Source organism: Pantoea sp. MHSD4, from assembly GCF_021043305.1.
GTDB lineage: Bacteria > Pseudomonadota > Gammaproteobacteria > Enterobacterales > Enterobacteriaceae > Pantoea > Pantoea eucalypti.
Genome location: NZ_JAJNDH010000005.1, coordinates 218,239 through 236,408 on the forward strand (window position 1 = coordinate 218,239; position 18,170 = coordinate 236,408).

The following is an 18,170-nucleotide window of genomic DNA, read 5'->3' on the forward strand; positions in this document are numbered from 1 at the left end:
CACGATGTGGGTGATTGTCCCTTCTGCGGTGAATCAGGTGAGGTCGGCCATCAGCACTTTTGAACGGCGCTGATAGTTATACATCTCTTTTTTACTTTCGGGCAGTGACTCAATATCAACCGGCGTAAAGCCGCGCTCCTGGAACCAGTGGATACTGCGCGTGGTCAACACAAACAGCTTTTCCAGTCCCATCTGCTTTGCCTGCAACGCCACGCGCTGCAACAGCATCTCTCCGCGTGAGGAGCTGCGATAATCAGGATGAACCGCCACACAGGCCATCTCGCCAATCTTCTCATCCATAAACGGATAGAGTGCGGCACAGGCGATGGTCAGATTGTCGCGCTGAATAATCGTGAACTTATCGATCTCCATTTCCAGCTGCTCGCGAGAGCGACGTACCAGAATGCCCTGCTGCTCCAGCGGCCGGATCAGTTCGAGGATGCCGCCGATATCGTTGATATTGGCGCGGCGGATCTGCTCTGCCGACTCCATAACGATCTGCGTGCCGATACCGTCGCGTGAGAAGAGTTCCTGCAACAGCGCGCCATCTTCCTGATAGCTGATTAAATGGCTGCGGCGCACACCACTTCGGCAGGCCTTCACCGCGCCACGCAGAAAGCGGACCGTGCCGGAAAGATAATCGCCTTCCTTTTCAATCTCGTCGATACGGGCCTGCGCATCATTCGGGAACAGCTCAGAGATGATTTCACCTTCGCTATTCAGGACGCCTTGCTCAGAGCAGAAGCCGATCATTTTTTCCGCTTTCAGCTTAATCGCCAGCTGCGTGGCCACTTCTTCCGAGGTGAGGTTGAAGCTCTCGCCCGTAACAGACACCGCCACCGGGCCCATCAGCACAATGGCATCGTTATCCAGCTGGCGATGAATCGCCTCTTCATCGATACGACGGATACGCCCGCTATGGCAGTAATCCACGCCATCATCCACGCCCAGCGGCTGTGAAATAATGAAGTTGCCGCTGACCACATTGATATGTGCGCCCTGCAGCGGGGTGTTGTTGAGACTCATAGAGAGGCGGGCAGTGATATCCAGCTGCAGCCGGCCGGCGGCCTGTTTGACCAGCTCCAGCGATAGCGCGTCGGTCACCCGGGTAAATTTATGATAAACCGGCTCCAGCTGCTGCTGCGCCAGGCTGGCATCAATCTGCGGCCGGGCACCATAAACCACCACCAGGCGGATGCCCAGGCTGTGCAGCAGGCCGATGTCATTAACGATGCCAGAGAAGTTCTCATGCTCAATCGCTTCGCCACCCAGCATGATGACAAAGGTTTTACCCCGGTGGGCATTGATATAGGGAACGGTATGGCGAAAACCCTGAACCAGTTCGGTACTACGTTCCTTCACGGCCAACCCTCAGTGAATGTTTATTCGTATTTTTTGTATTTTTATGCTTTTACGTTCTGTTTTGCAAGTCTTAATCCTGACGAAAATTTACGTTTTTATGGGTGTCAAAGCCGCTAACAGCCTGCATTATTTAGGGTTTCCGGGGTGACATCATGCTACGGATTGGATAAAGTTTTCGCCGCCATTTTATTAACTGGCGCTTTTTTAGACATAACACAGCAGCTGGAGCGGCATGTCAGACGTTAATTCCCATTTTTCACGCAGACGATTTTTACAGGGGACGGGCGCCTTACTGCTGTTAAGCGTCAGCCGCACAGGACTGGCGGCAAAAAACCACATTGTGGCGGTGCGTATCTGGCCCTCATCCACTTACTCGCGGATGACGCTGGAGTCAAACGTCGCGCTGAAATACAAGCAGTTTGCGCTGAGCAATCCCGAACGGCTCGTAATAGATATTCAGGGCCTGCATCTCAATTCGGCCCTGAAAGGGGTGGATAAGCAGGTACGGGTCGACGATCCTTTTATTAAAAATGCCCGGGTCGGCCAGTTCGACAGCAATACGGTGCGCGTCGTTCTGGAGTTAAAGCGCAACGTCGCGCCAAAGATTTTTAACCTTTCGCCGGTCGCCGGGATCAATCACCGGCTGGTGGTCGACCTCTATCCGAGTCAGAACCCGATAGAAGATGATCCTCTGCTGGCCCTGCTGAAAGACTATAACCAGGGCGATCTGGAGAAAGATGAAGGCGTGCAGGCACCCTTGCCGGGTAAAGCGGGGCGCGATCGTCCGATCATTATCATGATCGATCCCGGTCACGGCGGGGAAGATCCGGGTGCGCACGGCAAATATAAGACCCGCGAGAAGGATATTGTGCTGAAGATTGGACGGCGGCTCAAAGCGCTGATCGACAAAGAGTCCAATATGAAAGCCTATATGACGCGTAATGAAGATGTCTTTATTCCGCTGCGCGTCAGGGTTGCGAAAGCCCGAAAACAGCGCGCTGATCTTTTTGTCTCGATCCATGCGGATGCCTTTACCAGCCGTGCAGCTCGCGGCTCGTCAGTGTTTGCCTTATCAACCAGCGGTGCGACCTCGGCGGCAGCCCGTTTCCTGGCGCAGACCCAGAATGAATCCGATCTGATTGGTGGCGTCAGCAAAAGCGGCGACCGCTATCTTGATCACACCATGTTCGATATGGTGCAGCGCCAGACGATTCATGACAGCCTGAAGTTTGGCAAAGAGGTGCTGCATCGCATGGGGCGCATCAATCATCTGCACAAACGTACCGTGGATCAGGCTGGATTTGCGGTGCTGAAAGCCCCGGATATCCCGTCTATTCTGGTCGAGACCGCGTTTATCAGTAATGTGGAAGAGGAGCGTAAGTTGCGAACCACCCGCTATCAGCATCAGGTTGCGGAGGCGATTCTGGACGGCATTAAGGCTTATGTGAAGAGTGGGGCGGCGCTGGCCCATCGGTAACGGTTTGCGGGTAGTTACGGCTATCCGTGCACTTTTCAGGGCAGGAGAGAGACTAACGAGGTTTCAGGAACGTCAGAAACAAAAAAACACCCTTTCAGGTGTTTAAATGATTGGTTGCGGGGGCCGGATTTGAACCGACGACCTTCGGGTTATGAGCCCGACGAGCTACCAGGCTGCTCCACCCCGCGTCCGTATCATACTTTTTTCACATTGTGACTTCTGTAAAACAACTGCAGAAGTATTGGTTGCGGGGGCCGGATTTGAACCGACGACCTTCGGGTTATGAGCCCGACGAGCTACCAGGCTGCTCCACCCCGCGTCCGTATTGCTTCTATTACTTTTACTTCTCACACTGTGACTTCTGTAAAACTGCTGCAGAAGTATTGGTTGCGGGGGCCGGATTTGAACCGACGACCTTCGGGTTATGAGCCCGACGAGCTACCAGGCTGCTCCACCCCGCGTCCGTGGAAGCGCACTATACTCTCCGCGCTAATTCATGCAACCCCTTTTTGAAGATAAAAGCCAAATTAACAGCCAGTTGCTGCAGGATTCAACCATCTGATTAATTATTGAACTGATATGCACCAGGTCAAAGCGGATGCATTTCATTCTGTCGGGGGCTTTGCTATCGTCGCGGGGCGAACAGTTATAAAAAGAGAAGATAATGAAATCACATTGGGTGAAGTATGCACTCACTGGCGCGTTAATTACGCTGCTGGCGGCCTGTAGCTCTAAACCGACCGATCGCGGTCAGCAATATAAAGATGGCAAACTGGAACAGCCGCTGGCGCTGGTAAATCAGCCCAATGCCAAAGGTGCGCCAGTTAATGGTAAAGACTTTGGCGATCAGGTGCGCCAGATTCAGTCCGCCTCATCTGCCCTTTATAGTCGTCAGAACGGCACCTATAGTGCAATTGAAAGCTGGCTGATGGCGGGAGCCGATACCCGACAGCTTCGTCAGTATGGCCTGAACGCCTGGCAGATGGAGGGCACGGACAACTACGGTAACGTGCAGTTCACGGGTTACTACACGCCGGTCGTGGAAGCGCGCTACACCCGTCAGGGTGAGTTCCAGTATCCGATCTACCGCATGCCGCCGCGCAAACGCGGAGAAAAATTACCGAGCCGCGCTTCTATCTATAGTGGCGGACTCGATGACCGCTATGTCATTGCCTACAGCAACTCGCTGATTGATAACTTCATGATGGATGTGCAGGGCAGTGGTTATGTCGACTTTGGCGATGGCCGCCCGATGACCTTCTTCGGTTACGCCGGTAAAAATGGCTGGGGCTACCACAGTATTGGTAAAGAGCTGATCGATCGCGGCGAAGTGAAACGCGAAGATATGTCGATGCAGGCCATTCGCCAGTGGGCGCAGGAGCACTCACCGCAGGAAGTTCGCGCACTGCTGGAAACCAACCCATCGTTTGTCTTCTTTAAAGCTGAACCGTTTACGCCGGTGCGTGGAGCCAGCGCCGTTCCGCTGGTAGCAAAAGCCTCGGTTGCCTCTGACCGCTCAATTATTCCGGCGGGCACCGTACTGCTGGCTGAAGTGCCGCAGTTAAATGAGAAGGGCAAATTCAACGGCAAATATGAGATGCGCCTGATGGTCGCACTCGACGTGGGTGGCGCGATTAAAGGCCAGCACTTTGATATCTATCAGGGTATCGGCCCGGACGCTGCGCATCTCGCCGGCTTCTATAATCACTATGGCCGCGTCTGGGTACTCAAAGCTGCACCGGGTGCCGGACAGCCGCTGTTCTCCGGCACGCAAAACGGTAATAATGGTTCACTGCTTCTCGGCGCTAACTAATTTCTTCTCTGCGGGCCTTTGGGCCCGCACGACGTAACAGGTTCAACTATGAAAGTGTTAAACGACGCCTGGCATCAGCGCTTTGGCGGCACGGCGCGTCTCTATGGTCAGAATGCGCTGCAACGTTTTGCTGACGCACACTTCTGCGTCATCGGTATTGGCGGCGTCGGTTCCTGGGCGGCGGAAGCACTGGTGCGCACCGGGATTGGTAAAATTACCCTGATTGATATGGATGATGTCTGTATCACCAACACCAACCGGCAGCTTCATGCGCTTCAGGGCAACGTGGGCAAAGCCAAAACGGACGTGATGGCAGAGCGGCTGCGTGCGATCAATCCTGACTGCGAAGTGATCTGCATAGATGACTTTATTACGCCGGAGAACACTGCTGAACTGATGGCTGCCGGTTTTGACTACGTGATCGACGCTATCGACAGCGTGCGGCCTAAAGCGGCGCTGATCGCCTGGTGTCGCCGGAATAAGATCCCGTTAATCACCACCGGTGGTGCGGGTGGGCAGATTGATCCGACGCAAATTCAGGTCGCCGATCTGGCGAAAACCATTCAGGATCCCCTGGCGGCGAAGCTGCGCGAACGATTGAAAAGCCTGGGCGTGGTGAAAAACAGCAAAGGTAAACTCGGCATCGACTGTGTTTTTTCAACTGAAGCGCTGGTTTATCCGCAGGCAGATGGCAGCGTCTGTGCTTCACGCAGCACGGCGGAAGGTCCGAAGCGGATGGATTGCACATCCGGCTTTGGCGCGGCAACCATGGTTACCGCTACGTTCGGCTTTGTTGCCGTTTCACATGCGCTGAAGAAGTTTCTGGCGCGCGCTGTTCGTCAGGATGCCGTCAGCGCCTGACGCGCGGCGTGCTCCACGGCGGTAGCCAGCGCCTGCAGGCCGCTGCTGCGGGAAGCGCTGAGCTGGGCGCGCAGGCCCAGTTCGTCAAACAGCGTTAAGGGATCGCTGGCCAGTAACTGTTGTGGCGTCTGGCCCTCAACCGCAGTCAGCAGCACGGCCAGCAGGCCGCGCACAATCCGTCCTTCACTGTCACCATAGAAATGCAGCGTGCCATCCTCGCATAACTGGCTGCCCAGCCAGACCCGATTTTCACACCCGCTGAGTTCAATTTCTGCGGTTTTCAGTTCCTCCGGCAACCCAGGTAACTGTCGGCTCAGCTGAATCAGCTGACGATAACGATCCTCCCATTGATGAAAGCGGCCAAAGCTCTCTTTCAGGCTGGCAACAGTAATCTGTTCGCCAAACGGGTGTGGCGCTAACAGCGATGAACACATAATCAAAACTCCGATAACAGCGAGATGGCACCTTTCATGGCGCGCACCAGCGCATCAACATCCTGCAAACTATTATAGGGTGCAAAAGAAGCCCGCAGCGTGCCGCTGACGCCCAGCGCTGCCAGCAACGGCTGCGCACAATGCTGGCCAGCGCGCAGGGCGATTCCCTGCTCAGCCAGCAGCGTCACCAGATCGCTGTGATGCAGGCCAGCAAATTCAAAGGCCAGCAGGCTGGCGTTGCCACTGCGGAAGCTGCGGAAGCCAGGCAATTCTGCCAGCTGCTCCTCCGCCAGTGTCGCCAGATGCTGACTCCAGCGCTCCGCTTCGGCCAGATCGTACTGCGCCAGCCAGCTCAGTGCTGCACTCAGGCCCACTACGCCCGCCACATTCGGAGTACCTGCCTCAAAACGCCAGGGCACTGGCTGTGGTGTGAAGCCACTGAAATCGACATCCGTTATCATTTTTCCGCCACCCTGCCAGGGTGACATCGCTTCCAGCAGGTCCGCTTTGCCATATAACGCGCCAATGCCCATCGGGCCGTAAATCTTATGGCCGGAAAAAGCGTAAAAGTCGATATCCAGCGCCTGTACGTCAGGCGGGCAATGCACCACCCCCTGCGCGCCATCGACCATCACTTTCGCACCCACGGCGTGTGCCAGCGGAATCGCTCTGGCGAGATCGGGACATCCTCCGGTGACGTTCGACATCTGGCCTATAGCCAGCAGGCGGGTGCGGTTGTTGAGCAGGTTGGGTAACAGGCTGATATCGGGCAGGCGATCTGGCCCTAACGGCCATTTTATGACGTGGGCACCGCATGCCTGCGCAGCCATCAGCCAGGGGACCAGGTTGGCGTGGTGCTCAGCCTCACTCACCACAATCTCATCACCGGGTTGCAGGCGCGGGCGCAGCCAGCTGTTCGCCACCAGGTTTATCGCTTCGGTGGTGCCGCGCGTCCAGATAATCTCACGATCGTCTGCGGCATTCAGCCAGCGGCCAACCTGATGACGCGCCTGTTCATAGCGATGGGTTAAGGCCTGCGCAGCGGCAAACTGGCTGCGATGAACCGTCCCTGCGCTGAGGCTGTAAAACTGCTGTGTACTGTCAATGACGGCCTGCGGCTTCAGCGTGGTCGCGGCGCTATCGAGATAAACGCCGGCGTCGGCGAGCGCGGGAAACTGCTGGCGAAAGTCGCTAGGGTTAAATGGGATCATGCCGGGTCCATGATAAGAAAAATTAGGACCACACTGAAAGAATGGTCTGCGTCTGGCAAAGCTGGAAAAGCGCGTTATGCTGAATATTGCAAGGTTTGAACCAAACCCGCATAACGAGTGGACGTTTAATAGTCGATCTCACTTATCGGCTGCCTCTGGTTAGCGTAGCGCGGGTGGTTTGATGCAATCAATCTACAAGGAGATAGCAGATGAAAAAACTTACCGCAGTTCTGGCCGTGTGTACTCTTGCTTTTACACTGAGTGCCTGTTCAAGTAATTACGTGATGCATACCAACGATGGCCGCACTATCGTGGCTGCCGGCAAGCCTAAAGTTGATAATGATACCGGCATGATCAGCTATAAAGATGCGAATGGCAACGAGCAGCAGATTAACCGCTCAGACGTCAAAGAAATGGTCGAGTCAAAGTAAGCAGCAAAAAAAAAGCACCGCAATTTGCGGTGCTATTTAAAAATCACTATGGACAGACAGGGTAAATCTACAGGAATTAAGCGCTCGATCCGCAATCGTCGGATCAAAAATTTGCAAACACAACATCACGACCACAAGCCAAAAGCTTTCAGAAAATCTGCGAACTCACTCACAAATCTAAAAACTTTTCGTTCCGGCTCAGGAAGTGTGGCAACTATAGGTATTTGCTGGAGGTTCCTCAACGGACAAATTATAATGCCTCGGATTAAAAATTCTAATACGTAAACGGTTTGTATTAGCCTGCGTATTTTTCGCCGATCCGGATACGGAAAACCATGTCGAAACGCCTTCCTCCTCTTAACGCACTGCGTGTTTTTGATGCAGCTGCACGCCATTTAAGCTTTACCAAAGCGGCTGAAGAGCTGTTTGTCACCCAGGCTGCTGTAAGCCATCAGATAAAATCTCTGGAAGATTTTCTGGGGTTAAAGCTGTTTCGCCGGAGGAATCGTTCGCTGTTACTGACCGAGGAAGGACAAAGCTACTATCTCGACATCAAAGAGATTTTCTCGGCGATAAACGAAGCGACGCGCAAATTGCAGGCCCGCAGTGCCAAGGGGGCGCTGACGGTCAGTTTACTGCCGAGCTTTGCCATTCAGTGGCTGGTTCCCCGCCTCTCCAGCTTTAATATGGCTTATCCGGGAATTGATGTGCGCATCCAGGCGGTAGACCGTGACGAAGAGAAACTGGCAGACGATGTCGATGTGGCGATTTTTTACGGACGGGGCAACTGGCCCGGACTGCGGGTGGAAAAACTCTATGCCGAATATCTGTTGCCGGTCTGCTCGCCGTCGCTGATGACCGGGGATAATCCGCTGAAAACGCCGATGGATCTGTCGCGTTTTACCCTGCTGCATGATGCCTCCCGCCGCGACTGGCAATCCTATATCCGGCAGCTGGGCCTGCAGCATATTAATGTGCAGCAGGGGCCAATTTTCAGCCACAGCGCGATGGTTCTGCAGGCGGCGATTCATGGTCAGGGCGTGGCGCTGGCCAACAATGTTATGGCGCAGAGTGAAATAGAAGCCGGACGATTAATCTGCCCATTTAATGATGTATTAGTCAGTAAAAACGCTTTTTATCTGGTTTGTCATGACAGTCAGGCAGAACTGGGTAAAATAGCCGCCTTCCGACAGTGGATTCTGGAAAAAGCTGCAACCGAACAAGAAAAATTCCGCTTTCGCTATCAACAATAACGTATTGATTTATTTGCATTCAGATGCAAAAGCACCCTGAGGGTCAGTTCATGTCCAGTCGTGCCATGTTTGTTTTTGCGGCTATCAGCGGATTTCTGCTGGTGGCTTTTGGCGCATTTGGTGCCCACGTGTTGAGTCAGTCGCTTGGTGCGGCTGAAATGGCCTGGATTCATACCGGGCTGGAATATCAGGCTTATCACACCTTAGCGGTGATGGGGCTGGGCGCTGCGATGTTACGTCGCGCCAATATCTGGTTTTACTGGAGCAGTGCGTTAATGGCGCTCGGCACCGTGCTGTTCAGTGGCAGCCTCTATTGTCTGGCGCTGTCACATCTTAAGTTTTGGGTTTTTATCACACCTGTGGGTGGAGTCTGTTTCCTCGCCGGTTGGGTATTGATGTTGATTGGCGCTTTGCGTCTTAAACGAAAGGCAGAACGCCATGAATAAAGTTTTACTCTATTGTCGCCCCGGTTTTGAAAAAGAGTGCGCGGCAGAAATCAGCGCTAAAGCCGCGGAACGCGAAATCTACGGCTTTCCCCGCGTTAAAGATGACTCCGGCTACGTGTTGTTTGAGTGCTATCAGTTCGAAGATGCTGATCGCCTGGCGCGTGAGCTGCCATTTGACGAGCTGATCTTTGCCCGTCAGATGCTGGTCGTCGGCGAAATGCTGCGTGACCTGCCTCAGGAAGATCGTATCACCCCGATTGTCGGCATGCTGACCGGCGTGGTGGAGAAGGGGGGCGAACTGCGTGTTGAAGTGCCTGACACCAACGAAGCCAAAGAGCTGACCAAATTCTGCCGCAAGTTCACCGTGCCGCTGCGTTCAGCACTGCGTGAAAGCAAAATCCTGCTGAACTATGAAAGCCCGAAACGCCCGGTTGTGCATGTGTTTTTCATCGCACCTGGCACCTGTTACGTCGGTTACTCCATTCGGGAAAACAGCTCGCCGTTTTATATGGGTATTCCACGCCTTAAATTTCCTTCTGATGCGCCAAGCCGTTCGACGCTTAAGCTGGAAGAGGCATTCCACGTCTTTATTCCTGCGGATGAGTGGGATGAGCGTTTAGCCAGCGGCATGTACGCGGTGGATCTGGGAGCCTGTCCGGGCGGCTGGACCTATCAACTGGTCCAGCGCAGCATGATGGTTTATGCGGTGGACAATGGACCAATGGCACCGAGCCTGATGGATACCGGCCAGGTGATGCACGAGAAAGCGGATGGATTTAAATTCCGTCCGCCACGCACCAACATCAGCTGGCTGGTGTGTGACATGGTGGAGAAGCCGGTTCGCGTGGCTAACCTGATGACCGACTGGCTGGTCAACGGCTGGTGCCGCGAAGCGATCTTCAACCTTAAGTTGCCGATGAAAAAGCGCTATGAAGAGGTCACGCAGAATCTGGCCATGATGCAGGAGCGGTTTGATGAGAATGGCATCAACGTGCAGATTCGCGCCCGTCAGCTCTATCATGACCGCGAAGAGGTAACGGTTCATGTGCGTCGCATGTGGGCTGCGACCGGTGGCCGTCGCGACGAGCGCTAATCGACCGGCTGAGTGCCGTTGCTCTCAGCCTGTATAACGCAGCGTGTTCAGATTTCCCTGCAACACCAGATCCTGCTTCAGTGTGGCCACCTGACGACTAATCTCTGCCATATGCTGCCCTTCAGCGAGTTTTTCCCGCCATTTGGCGGGCACCTGGTCCAGTTGCTGGTAGATTCCCTCAAGCGTCTGAAACGTTGTTAGCAGCTGCTTTGCGCTTTTAGGGCCGATGCCGGTGATGCCCGGAATTTTACTGCTGCTGATGCCGCATAATCCCCAGTAGTCAGGTAACCGCTGGGGCGCCACGCCAAACTCTGCCTCGATAAAAGGCAGGTCGAGCCACCGTTTCTGGAAGTAGTCGCGGATGCGGATCTCGGGTGCCAGCAGCTGGCAGTAGCCTTTGTCAGTGGAAACAATGGTGGCCTGATGTCCGGCCTGGGCCATTTTAACCGCCAGCGTCGCCGCTAAATCATCCGCTTCATCCTCGCCCGCAATCCAGCAGCTTACGCCTGCTGCGCGAAAAGCCTCCTGTAACGCCGGCATCTCTGCCTGCAAATCGTCTGGCATCGGCGGACGACCGCTTTTGTAGTCGGGAAGCAGCTGATGCCGCCAGCCCTGATGACGCGCTTCGCCATCAAATACCGCCACGGCATGGGTCGGACGGGCGTGACCCAGTACCTGGCGCAGCGCAGCCACACAGCCGTCGACACAGGGGGAGCCTTGTACCGCATGCAGACGGCGAATCAGATTCAATGCGTCAACAATAACAAGATGAAAAGCCATGAGAGTCTGGGCAGCCCGGGGGCTGCCTCCTGGTTTATTTGATAATTTCGTAGCAGGGGATGTAAGCAGTGCCTGGCAGCTTCATGCGCTGCTGGGCAACGAATCCCTGCAGCAGTTCATCCATGCGGTGCATGATGTCGGGGTCGCCATGCAGTTTAAAGCGTCCCTTCTCACGGATTTCGCGGATGCCCATCTCTTTAACGTTACCCGCGACGATGCCTGAGAAGGCGCGGCGCAGGTCGGCGGCCAGCTTCTCAGGAGGCTGATTCGTGTAGAGATTGAGGTTAGCCATATTTTCATGGGTGGGCAGGAACGGCACCTGCAGATCGGGTTCAATGCGAATCGACCAGTTAAAGCTGTAAGCATCGCCGGTTTCGCGACGATTCTCTTTAACCTGCGGCATCGCTTTCTTCATCAGACGCGCCACTTCTGCCGCATCATCGATAATAATCTGATAATGCTTACGCGCCTGTTCACCCAGCGTGTTGACGATGAAATCATCCAGCACACGGAAATAATCGGCGCTCTCTTCTGGTCCGGTCAGAATCAGCGGCAGCACCTGGTCGTTGTTCTGCGGATTCATCAGAATGCCCAGCAGATAGAGCAGCTCTTCTGCCGTGCCGACCCCGCCCGGGAAAATAATGATGCCATGGGCGATACGCACAAACGCTTCCAGACGTTTTTCGATGTCTGGCATGATGATCAGCTCATTCACCAGCGGATTTGGCGGTTCAGCCGCAATGATCGAGGGTTCTGTCAGGCCGATAAAACGGCTGTCACGATAGCGCTGCTGGGCATGGCCAACGGCGGCCCCTTTCATTGGCGCTTCCATCACGCCCGGCCCGCAGCCGGTACAGATATTCAGCTCGCGCAGTCCCAACTGCGTACCAACATTGCGGCAATACTGGTACTCAACGGCGTTGATTGAGTGTCCACCCCAGCACACTACGGTGTTGGGATACTCGCCAATGTGCAGTGCCCGTGCATTACGCAAAATGGAAAACACGGTGTTGGTGATCGTGGCGGAATCGTTCTCTTCGGCTGCCGTGAAACGGCCCGGCATGTTGAGCTGGCCGCTGACAAACAGGATGTCACGCAGCACCGCAAACAGGTTTGCCTGCAGGGAACGGATGATGCGGCCATCTACGAACGCCTCTTCCGGTGGATTGATCAGTTCCAGTTTGACGCCGCGCTCACGGCGCAGCACGTTGATATCGAAGTTCTCAAAGCGGGAGAGCAGTTCGTGGCTGCTGTCAGTCTGGCTGCCGGAGTTGAGTACTGCCAGAGAGCAATTGCGAAACAGCTGGTAGAGGTCGCTGCTGGCTGTGCGCTTGAGCATATCGACTTCCAGTTGCGAGAGCAGATCCATTGAGCCAAGTGGACTGATATGGGTAATCAAATGAACTCCTTTACACCCGCCTGGGTGCCTGTTGGCACTGCAACCGCAGTGACGAAAATCCCTGGTCGGCAATCCGCAGATTGCCGCCTTCATCAGAGTAGCCTTGTCGGCCTGCACAGCTCAAGCGGAACTGCGCATACAGCACGCAGCCTGCGAGAAGTCTCGCAAACTACTGACGAACCAGCCGTGAAAAACCGGGTGAGAAGGGCACATTGGTGCGCCACGGGTTGATATCCAGTCCGCCACGGCGGGTGTAGCGTGCATAAACGGTCAGCGCTTCAGGATGACAGAAACGCATCACATCATTAAAGATGCGCTCGACGCACTGCTCGTGAAATTCGTTATGCTGGCGGAATGAGACCAGATAGCGCAGCAGCGCTTCACGGTCGATACGCGGGCCTGTGTAGCGGATCATCACCGAGCCCCAGTCAGGCTGATTGGTGATCAGGCAGTTTGACTTGAGCAGATGGCTGACCAGCGTCTCCTCAACGATTTCGCTGCCTGCGGCATCCGCCAGATAGTCGGCATTAAAGCGATAATCGTCGATAGCAATATCCTGCTCATCAATACAGCAACCGTCAAAATGACCGACAGGCTGACCTTCAATTTCACTAAGACGGAACAGCGCAACCTGCACTTCACCTTCTGCACAGGCGCTCAGATCCCGCTCCAGCGTCTGACGGACCTCGCCCCAGTCCGCAAAGCGGGTCTGGTTAAAACTGTTAAGGTAAAGCTTAAAGCTTTTCGACTCGATCAGATTGCGGCTCTGTGCATCCAGCACCACTTCGCCGACGGCAACCTGGGGGAGCCCTTTACTGTTGAGCCACGAGAGTTCATACAGGGTCCAGATATCGCTGCCGGTAAAGGGCAGGCTGTCGGGAAACAGGCCCAGCGGTTCACGGTTCAGACTGCGTGGCACCGACTGCAGTAAGCTGTTGTCATACTGATCGTGATAGGCTGTGGGTTTGCCCAGCGTCAGGTTACTGAGCGCCTGATCCTGTTCGTGAGTAGTCATTGCGGTTACCACCAAAATTAATCAAAGTGGCTAAGTGTAACCCATCAGAAGTGAGAATATGAATGATGCAGCAAACTGCCGCCGCGTTGCGCGACTTTACTACCCGATACTGCCAGTACTGGCTTCAGCAGGCGGGACATGCGCCGGCCAGCAGCGATCTTTATGGCGTTCCCTCGCCCTGCGCACTTGAGGATCGCGATCAGCGTGTGCTCTGGCAGCCGCAGCCTTTTAGTCTGCCACCGACGCTGGATGCCGTTGAACGGGCGATCGATATCCAGCTTCAGCCGTCGGTCACAGATTTCTATACCGCGCAGTTTGCCGGGGATATGCAGGCCACTTTTGGCGAGAATCAGCTGACACTGTTGCAGGTGTGGAGTGAAGAGGATTTCCTGCGGTTACAGGAGAACCTGATTGGCCATCTGGTGATGCAGCGCCGCCTCAGGCAGTCGCCTACGCTGTTTATTGCCACAACCGATTCAGAAGAGGAGATCATCTCGCTTTCTAATCTCAGTGGTGAAGTGATTCTGGAGCAGCCTGGCCGCAAACAGCGTGCGGTATTAGCCGAAAGTCTTGAGATATTTCTTAAGTCATTACAACCGGTTATCAACTGATTTGCAGTGATCGGCTGCTGACCTTGTGAGATATCTCTTACATCTTCTGTGAGAGATCGCCATATAACAGATGAGATATTCGGAAAACTGAAATGTAAAAATATTGTGAATCATAAACTTAATGGCGTTTATCTGAATATCTGCAGCACATTTCGTAAAGTTCCCTTCTGAGTACCTTGTTTGCGTAACGGTTTCTGTCAAAATGTTTCTCACTGCAGGATGCTCAGGAAACAGATATCGTCAGGATGATGGTAAGCCATGAGGCAGGAACGTAACGGAGCTTACGGCACAGTGAAGGTTTCAGGACGAAACAGGATCGCTCAGGATTGAGTAAGGGACACCTCCAGGATGGAGAATGAGAACCCCTCAGAAGAGGCGGTGGGCCAGGAGGCTAAGGATACATCAGGACGATGCGCGACAGGAGTTCGCACTGGACAAGTTGTCATGGAAGAGCAGGGAGCATAAACGTAGCAGGATAGCTGCAAACGAACCGGGAGCACTGTTTATACAGTGCTCCCTTTTTTTGTGCCTGTGCCAACAAGTGATATGCTTGCCGCCCATTTTTGACTGCTCGCTGGAGGTGGCGCATGACGCCTGAACAATTGATTACGCAACGGCTGGAGCAACTGGAAGCGGTGATGCGTGAGCACCATCTCTGGCAAAGTACTCCTCCGGCCGAGGGTGCGCTTAAGAGCCAGGAACCTTTTTGCGTGGATACACTGGAACCGCTGCAGTGGCTCCAGTGGGTCTTAGTCCCGCGGATGCATGCCCTGATTGCCGCGGGACATCCGCTGCCGCAAAACTTTGCCGTTGCCCCTTATTATGAAGTGGCGCTGGTACCTGACCAGCCCGGCATTGCGCCGCTGCTGCTGACCCTGCGTCAGCTGGATGCCTTGATGAAGGATGCTGCCCACTGATGCTGGAGATACTCTATCAGGATGAGTGGCTGGTTGCCGTTAACAAGCCCAGCGGCTGGCTGGTTCATCGCAGCTGGCTGGATCGCCATGAAATGGTGTTTGTGATGCAGACTGTTCGTGATCAGATCGGACAGCATGTCTTTACCGCGCATCGACTGGATAAACCCACGTCAGGCGTGCTGCTGATGGGGCTTTCGAGTGAAGTCGGACGTCTGCTTTCCCTGCAGTTTGAACAGCACCAGATGCAGAAAACCTACCACGCCGTGGTGCGTGGCTGGCTGGAGAGCAGTGGAACGCTCGATTATCCGCTGGTGGAAGAGCTGGATAAAATTGCCGATAAACACGCCACTGAAGCGCGCACCGCACAGCCCGCCGTCACCGATTATCAGTCACTGGCCACCGTTGAGATGCCGGTCGGCATCGGTCGTTATCCCACGTCGCGCTACAGCCTTGTAGAGATGGCCCCTAAAACCGGTCGCAAGCATCAGCTGCGTCGCCATATGTCACACCTGCGTCATCCGATTATTGGTGATTCTGCGCACGGTGATCTGCGTCAGAACCGGGGTGCCGCCGAACATTTCGGCGCTAACCGACTGATGCTGCACGCCAGCAGCCTGGCATTGACCCATCCGGTGACCGGTGAACCATTGCTGATACGCGCCGGACTGGATGGCGTCTGGCAGAATCTGATGAATCAGTTTGGCTGGCAGGAACAGATTCCTGAGGTGCCGCGGGTTGAGTTTAACGCAGCGCCAGGACAGGATAGCGTTTCAGAATAAGGGAGAAAGCAGATGGCAAAGATTGGTATTTTTGTAGGTACGGTATACGGCAATGCATTGCTGGTGGCGGAAGAAGCGGAGCCGTTACTGCAACAGCAGGGGCACAGCGTCACCGTATTTGATGATCCGACGCTGGCAGACTGGCAGAACGGTGCCGGCGATGTGGCGTTAATCGTCACCTCAACCACCGGCCAGGGCGATTTGCCCGATTCGATTTCCGGTCTGTTCCATGCGATCAAGGATAAGCTGGGTCATCAGCCCGCGCTGTGCTACGGCGTGATTGCGCTGGGTGACAGCAGTTATGACCATTTCTGTGGCGCGGGCAAAGCGTTTGATGCGCTGCTGCAGGAGCAGGGCGCTCAGCGGGTTGGCGAAGTCTTACTGGTTGATGCCACTGAAAACCCTGAGCCAGAAGCGGTCACCTCTCCATGGGTTGAAGTCTGGGGCGCGCAGCTCTGATTGCAACGCCAGGCTTATCTATGCCCTGGCTGAGATAAGCCTGTGTTGCGCGCACGGCGATGTCAGTTGAGTGCAATATCAGGTGACAGGTGCCGGGTTAAACACCGCCAGCTGATTACGGATACCCCAGCGATCGGACCAGGTCTGCTTCCTGCCGCTGGCAATGTCCAGAATCAACTCAAACAGTCGCCAGCCCACCTGCTCAATACTCTCTTCACCCGTCGCAATCGTTCCGGCATTGATGTCCATCAGATCGTGCCAGCGCTCTGCCAGCGCATTGCGCGTCGCCATCTTGATCACCGGAATCGCGGCCAGACCGTAAGGCGTTCCGCGCCCGGTCGTGAACACCTGTAACGTGATACCGGATGCCAGTTGCTGCGTGCCGCAGACAAAATCGCTGGCGGGCGTCGCCGCATAAATTAATCCACGCCGCGTAGGCCGTTGACCCGGCGAGAGCACTTCGACAATGGCGCTGCGTCCCGATTTGGCGATCGATCCCAGTGCTTTTTCCACTACGTTGGCCAGGCCGCCTTTTTTGTTGCCGGGAGACGGGTTAGCGCTGCGATCAGTCTGGCCCTGGTCGAGGTAATTGTCATACCAGGCCATCTCCTCAAGTAAGCGCTTACCAACTTCCTGATTGATCACCCGTGGCGTCAGCAGGTGAATGGCATCACGCACTTCAGTGACTTCAGAGAACATCACGGTCGCCCCGCAGCGCACCAGCAGATCAGAGGCGAAGCCCACCGCCGGATTCGCCGTTACGCCTGAGAACGCATCGCTGCCTCCACACTGCATACCCACAATCAATTCTGCAGCGGAGCAGGTTTCGCGCTGGCGCGCATTGAGCCGCTGAAGATGACGTTCTGCGACCTGTAGAATCTCATTCACCATCGCACCGAAACCCACCAGCTTTTCATCCTGCAAACGCACGATGTCATGGTCGTCCAGTGAAATGGCCTGCACGTCAGGCGTGCCGGTCAGCAGGCGCTCAGGCTGCAACTTTTCGCAACCCAGACTGACGATCATCACTTCGCCGCCGAAATTGGCATTCAGTGCCAGATTATGAATGGTGCGAATCGGCACCACCGCAGCAGGCGCGTTGATCGCCACACCACAGCCATAAAGATGGTTCAGGGCGACGACGCCATCCACATTCGGAAAGCGTGGCAGCAGATCCCGTTCAATGATCTGCACGACATGATCCACCACACCCGCCACGCAGTGGACACTGGTGGTGATGCCGAGGAGATTACGCGTACCCACGCTGCCATCCGCATTCCGGTAACCTTCAAAGGTGTAACCTTCTAACGGCGGCAAATCAGGCGGAACCTGCGTGGCTAACGGCAGGCTCTCCAGCGGAGGGGCTTCTGGCAGCGCAACAAGAGATTCATCAATCCAGCTGCCCTGGGCAATATCCCGCAGCGCATAGCCGATAACTTCACCATATCGCACGATCTCTGCACCCTGGTTAATGGCGCTTAGCGCCACTTTATGGCCCTGCGGCACATGTTCAGTAAGCGTCAGGCCATCCGCAAACTGCGTGCCGGCTGGCAGACCCAGGCTGTTGACCACAATCGCGACATTGTCATGCTCATGGACTTTGATATAGAGCGGTTGTTCATCTGTATTGGGTTTCATCGCTCACCTTCCTGTCTGTCGTGCCGTACTTGTGCGGCACGTTGTAATGTTCTGATCTGTCACACGCGTGTTTGCCAGCTTCAGTATAGGGAGGCGTCGCACGTGGCGCATTGTGCAAATGACCACCATTGAGGTATTTCACCGCGTTGTTTTGGGTCGCTTATCCAAAAGCAAGTGAAGAGCCTCACAAA

General features: G+C 54.9%; 18 protein-coding genes and 3 tRNA genes. 11 read left to right on the forward strand and 10 right to left on the reverse strand.

Annotation, left to right across the window (positions count from 1 at the left end):
• Nucleotides 1–33 precede the first annotated feature (33 nt).
• Nucleotides 34–1,362 (reverse strand): amino-acid N-acetyltransferase, encoded by a 1,329-nt coding sequence (argA, locus tag LQK91_RS16465; protein ID WP_105099868.1) that lies wholly within the window; start codon nt 1,360–1,362, stop codon nt 34–36.
• Nucleotides 1,363–1,594: 232 nt separating this feature from the next.
• On the opposite strand from argA, the gene amiC reads away from it, so the two are divergent.
• Nucleotides 1,595–2,839, forward strand: a complete 1,245-nt coding sequence (gene amiC, locus LQK91_RS16470; RefSeq protein WP_003853935.1) for an N-acetylmuramoyl-L-alanine amidase AmiC — start codon at nt 1,595–1,597, stop codon at nt 2,837–2,839.
• A 111-nt stretch (nt 2,840–2,950) separates the two neighbouring features.
• On the opposite strand, the gene LQK91_RS16475 is transcribed toward amiC, so the two are convergent.
• The 3 genes from LQK91_RS16475 to LQK91_RS16485 all read right to left on the reverse strand — a co-directional run bounded on the left by LQK91_RS16475 (nt 2,951) and on the right by LQK91_RS16485 (nt 3,300).
• Nucleotides 2,951–3,027: transfer RNA gene (locus LQK91_RS16475), tRNA-Met, on the reverse strand.
• A gap of 54 nt (nt 3,028–3,081) precedes the next feature.
• Nucleotides 3,082–3,158: transfer RNA gene (locus tag LQK91_RS16480), tRNA-Met, on the reverse strand.
• Between the two features lie 65 nt (nt 3,159–3,223).
• Nucleotides 3,224–3,300, reverse strand: a tRNA-Met gene (locus tag LQK91_RS16485).
• A gap of 203 nt (nt 3,301–3,503) precedes the next feature.
• Here LQK91_RS16485 and mltA point away from each other — a divergent pair.
• Complete coding sequence (gene mltA, locus LQK91_RS16490) at nt 3,504–4,652, forward strand: murein transglycosylase A (protein WP_003854646.1); 1,149 nt, start codon at nt 3,504–3,506, stop codon at nt 4,650–4,652.
• Between the two features lie 48 nt (nt 4,653–4,700).
• On the forward strand, nt 4,701–5,513 hold the full coding sequence (tcdA, locus tag LQK91_RS16495) for a tRNA cyclic N6-threonylcarbamoyladenosine(37) synthase TcdA (RefSeq protein ID WP_003854645.1): 813 nt from the start codon (nt 4,701–4,703) through the stop codon (nt 5,511–5,513).
• On the opposite strand, the gene csdE is transcribed toward tcdA, so the two are convergent.
• Nucleotides 5,492–5,947, reverse strand: coding sequence for a cysteine desulfurase sulfur acceptor subunit CsdE (gene csdE / locus LQK91_RS16500; protein ID WP_008925647.1), 456 nt, complete (start codon nt 5,945–5,947; stop codon nt 5,492–5,494). The two genes, tcdA and csdE, sit on opposite strands and share 22 nt — an antisense overlap.
• Nucleotides 5,948–5,949: 2 nt before the next feature.
• On the reverse strand, nt 5,950–7,158 hold the full coding sequence (gene csdA, locus LQK91_RS16505; protein WP_105099867.1) for a cysteine desulfurase CsdA: 1,209 nt from the start codon (nt 7,156–7,158) through the stop codon (nt 5,950–5,952).
• Nucleotides 7,159–7,367: 209 nt separating this feature from the next.
• Here csdA and LQK91_RS16510 point away from each other — a divergent pair, with 209 nt between their 5' ends.
• From LQK91_RS16510 to rlmM, 4 genes are all read left to right on the forward strand, one after another.
• Nucleotides 7,368–7,589 carry a YgdI/YgdR family lipoprotein gene (locus LQK91_RS16510; RefSeq protein ID WP_003854643.1) on the forward strand — a complete coding sequence of 74 codons (222 nt, stop codon included), beginning with the start codon at nt 7,368–7,370 and terminating at the stop codon, nt 7,587–7,589.
• 335 nt (nt 7,590–7,924) lie between these two features.
• The gene (locus LQK91_RS16515; RefSeq protein ID WP_003854641.1) at nt 7,925–8,842 is read left to right on the forward strand and encodes a transcriptional regulator GcvA; all 918 of its coding nucleotides are present in this window, start codon (nt 7,925–7,927) and stop codon (nt 8,840–8,842) included.
• 50 nt (nt 8,843–8,892) lie between these two features.
• Entirely contained in the window at nt 8,893–9,288 is a 396-nt protein-coding gene (locus LQK91_RS16520; protein ID WP_003854633.1) for a DUF423 domain-containing protein, read from the forward strand.
• Nucleotides 9,281–10,381 carry a 23S rRNA (cytidine(2498)-2'-O)-methyltransferase RlmM gene (gene rlmM / locus LQK91_RS16525; protein ID WP_003854631.1) on the forward strand — a complete coding sequence of 367 codons (1,101 nt, stop codon included), beginning with the start codon at nt 9,281–9,283 and terminating at the stop codon, nt 10,379–10,381. Before LQK91_RS16520 ends, rlmM begins: the two co-directional genes overlap by 8 nt.
• A gap of 24 nt (nt 10,382–10,405) precedes the next feature.
• Here rlmM and xni read toward each other — a convergent pair whose 3' ends face one another.
• The 3 genes from xni to queF all read right to left on the reverse strand — a co-directional run bounded on the left by xni (nt 10,406) and on the right by queF (nt 13,575).
• Entirely contained in the window at nt 10,406–11,161 is a 756-nt protein-coding gene (gene xni / locus LQK91_RS16530; RefSeq protein WP_003854630.1) for a flap endonuclease Xni, read from the reverse strand.
• 34 nt (nt 11,162–11,195) lie between these two features.
• Entirely contained in the window at nt 11,196–12,560 is a 1,365-nt protein-coding gene (ppnN, locus tag LQK91_RS16535; RefSeq protein ID WP_003854629.1) for a nucleotide 5'-monophosphate nucleosidase PpnN, read from the reverse strand.
• A 169-nt stretch (nt 12,561–12,729) separates the two neighbouring features.
• Nucleotides 12,730–13,575, reverse strand: a complete 846-nt coding sequence (gene queF, locus LQK91_RS16540) for an NADPH-dependent 7-cyano-7-deazaguanine reductase QueF (RefSeq protein ID WP_003854628.1) — start codon at nt 13,573–13,575, stop codon at nt 12,730–12,732.
• A 62-nt stretch (nt 13,576–13,637) separates the two neighbouring features.
• Between queF and syd the strand changes: the two genes are divergently transcribed.
• The 4 genes from syd (at nt 13,638) to LQK91_RS16560 (ending at nt 16,341) form a co-directional block, all read left to right on the forward strand.
• The gene (gene syd, locus LQK91_RS16545) at nt 13,638–14,186 is read left to right on the forward strand and encodes a SecY-interacting protein (protein WP_003854627.1); all 549 of its coding nucleotides are present in this window, start codon (nt 13,638–13,640) and stop codon (nt 14,184–14,186) included.
• Between the two features lie 587 nt (nt 14,187–14,773).
• On the forward strand, nt 14,774–15,103 hold the full coding sequence (locus LQK91_RS16550) for a YqcC family protein (protein WP_003854625.1): 330 nt from the start codon (nt 14,774–14,776) through the stop codon (nt 15,101–15,103).
• Entirely contained in the window at nt 15,103–15,882 is a 780-nt protein-coding gene (gene truC, locus LQK91_RS16555) for a tRNA pseudouridine(65) synthase TruC (RefSeq protein ID WP_105099866.1), read from the forward strand. Before LQK91_RS16550 ends, truC begins: the two co-directional genes overlap by 1 nt.
• Nucleotides 15,883–15,894: 12 nt before the next feature.
• Nucleotides 15,895–16,341 carry a flavodoxin gene (locus LQK91_RS16560; protein WP_105099865.1) on the forward strand — a complete coding sequence of 149 codons (447 nt, stop codon included), beginning with the start codon at nt 15,895–15,897 and terminating at the stop codon, nt 16,339–16,341.
• 78 nt (nt 16,342–16,419) lie between these two features.
• Here LQK91_RS16560 and garD read toward each other — a convergent pair whose 3' ends face one another.
• Nucleotides 16,420–17,979 carry a galactarate dehydratase gene (gene garD, locus LQK91_RS16565; RefSeq protein ID WP_008927117.1) on the reverse strand — a complete coding sequence of 520 codons (1,560 nt, stop codon included), beginning with the start codon at nt 17,977–17,979 and terminating at the stop codon, nt 16,420–16,422.
• Nucleotides 17,980–18,170: the final 191 nt, after the last annotated feature.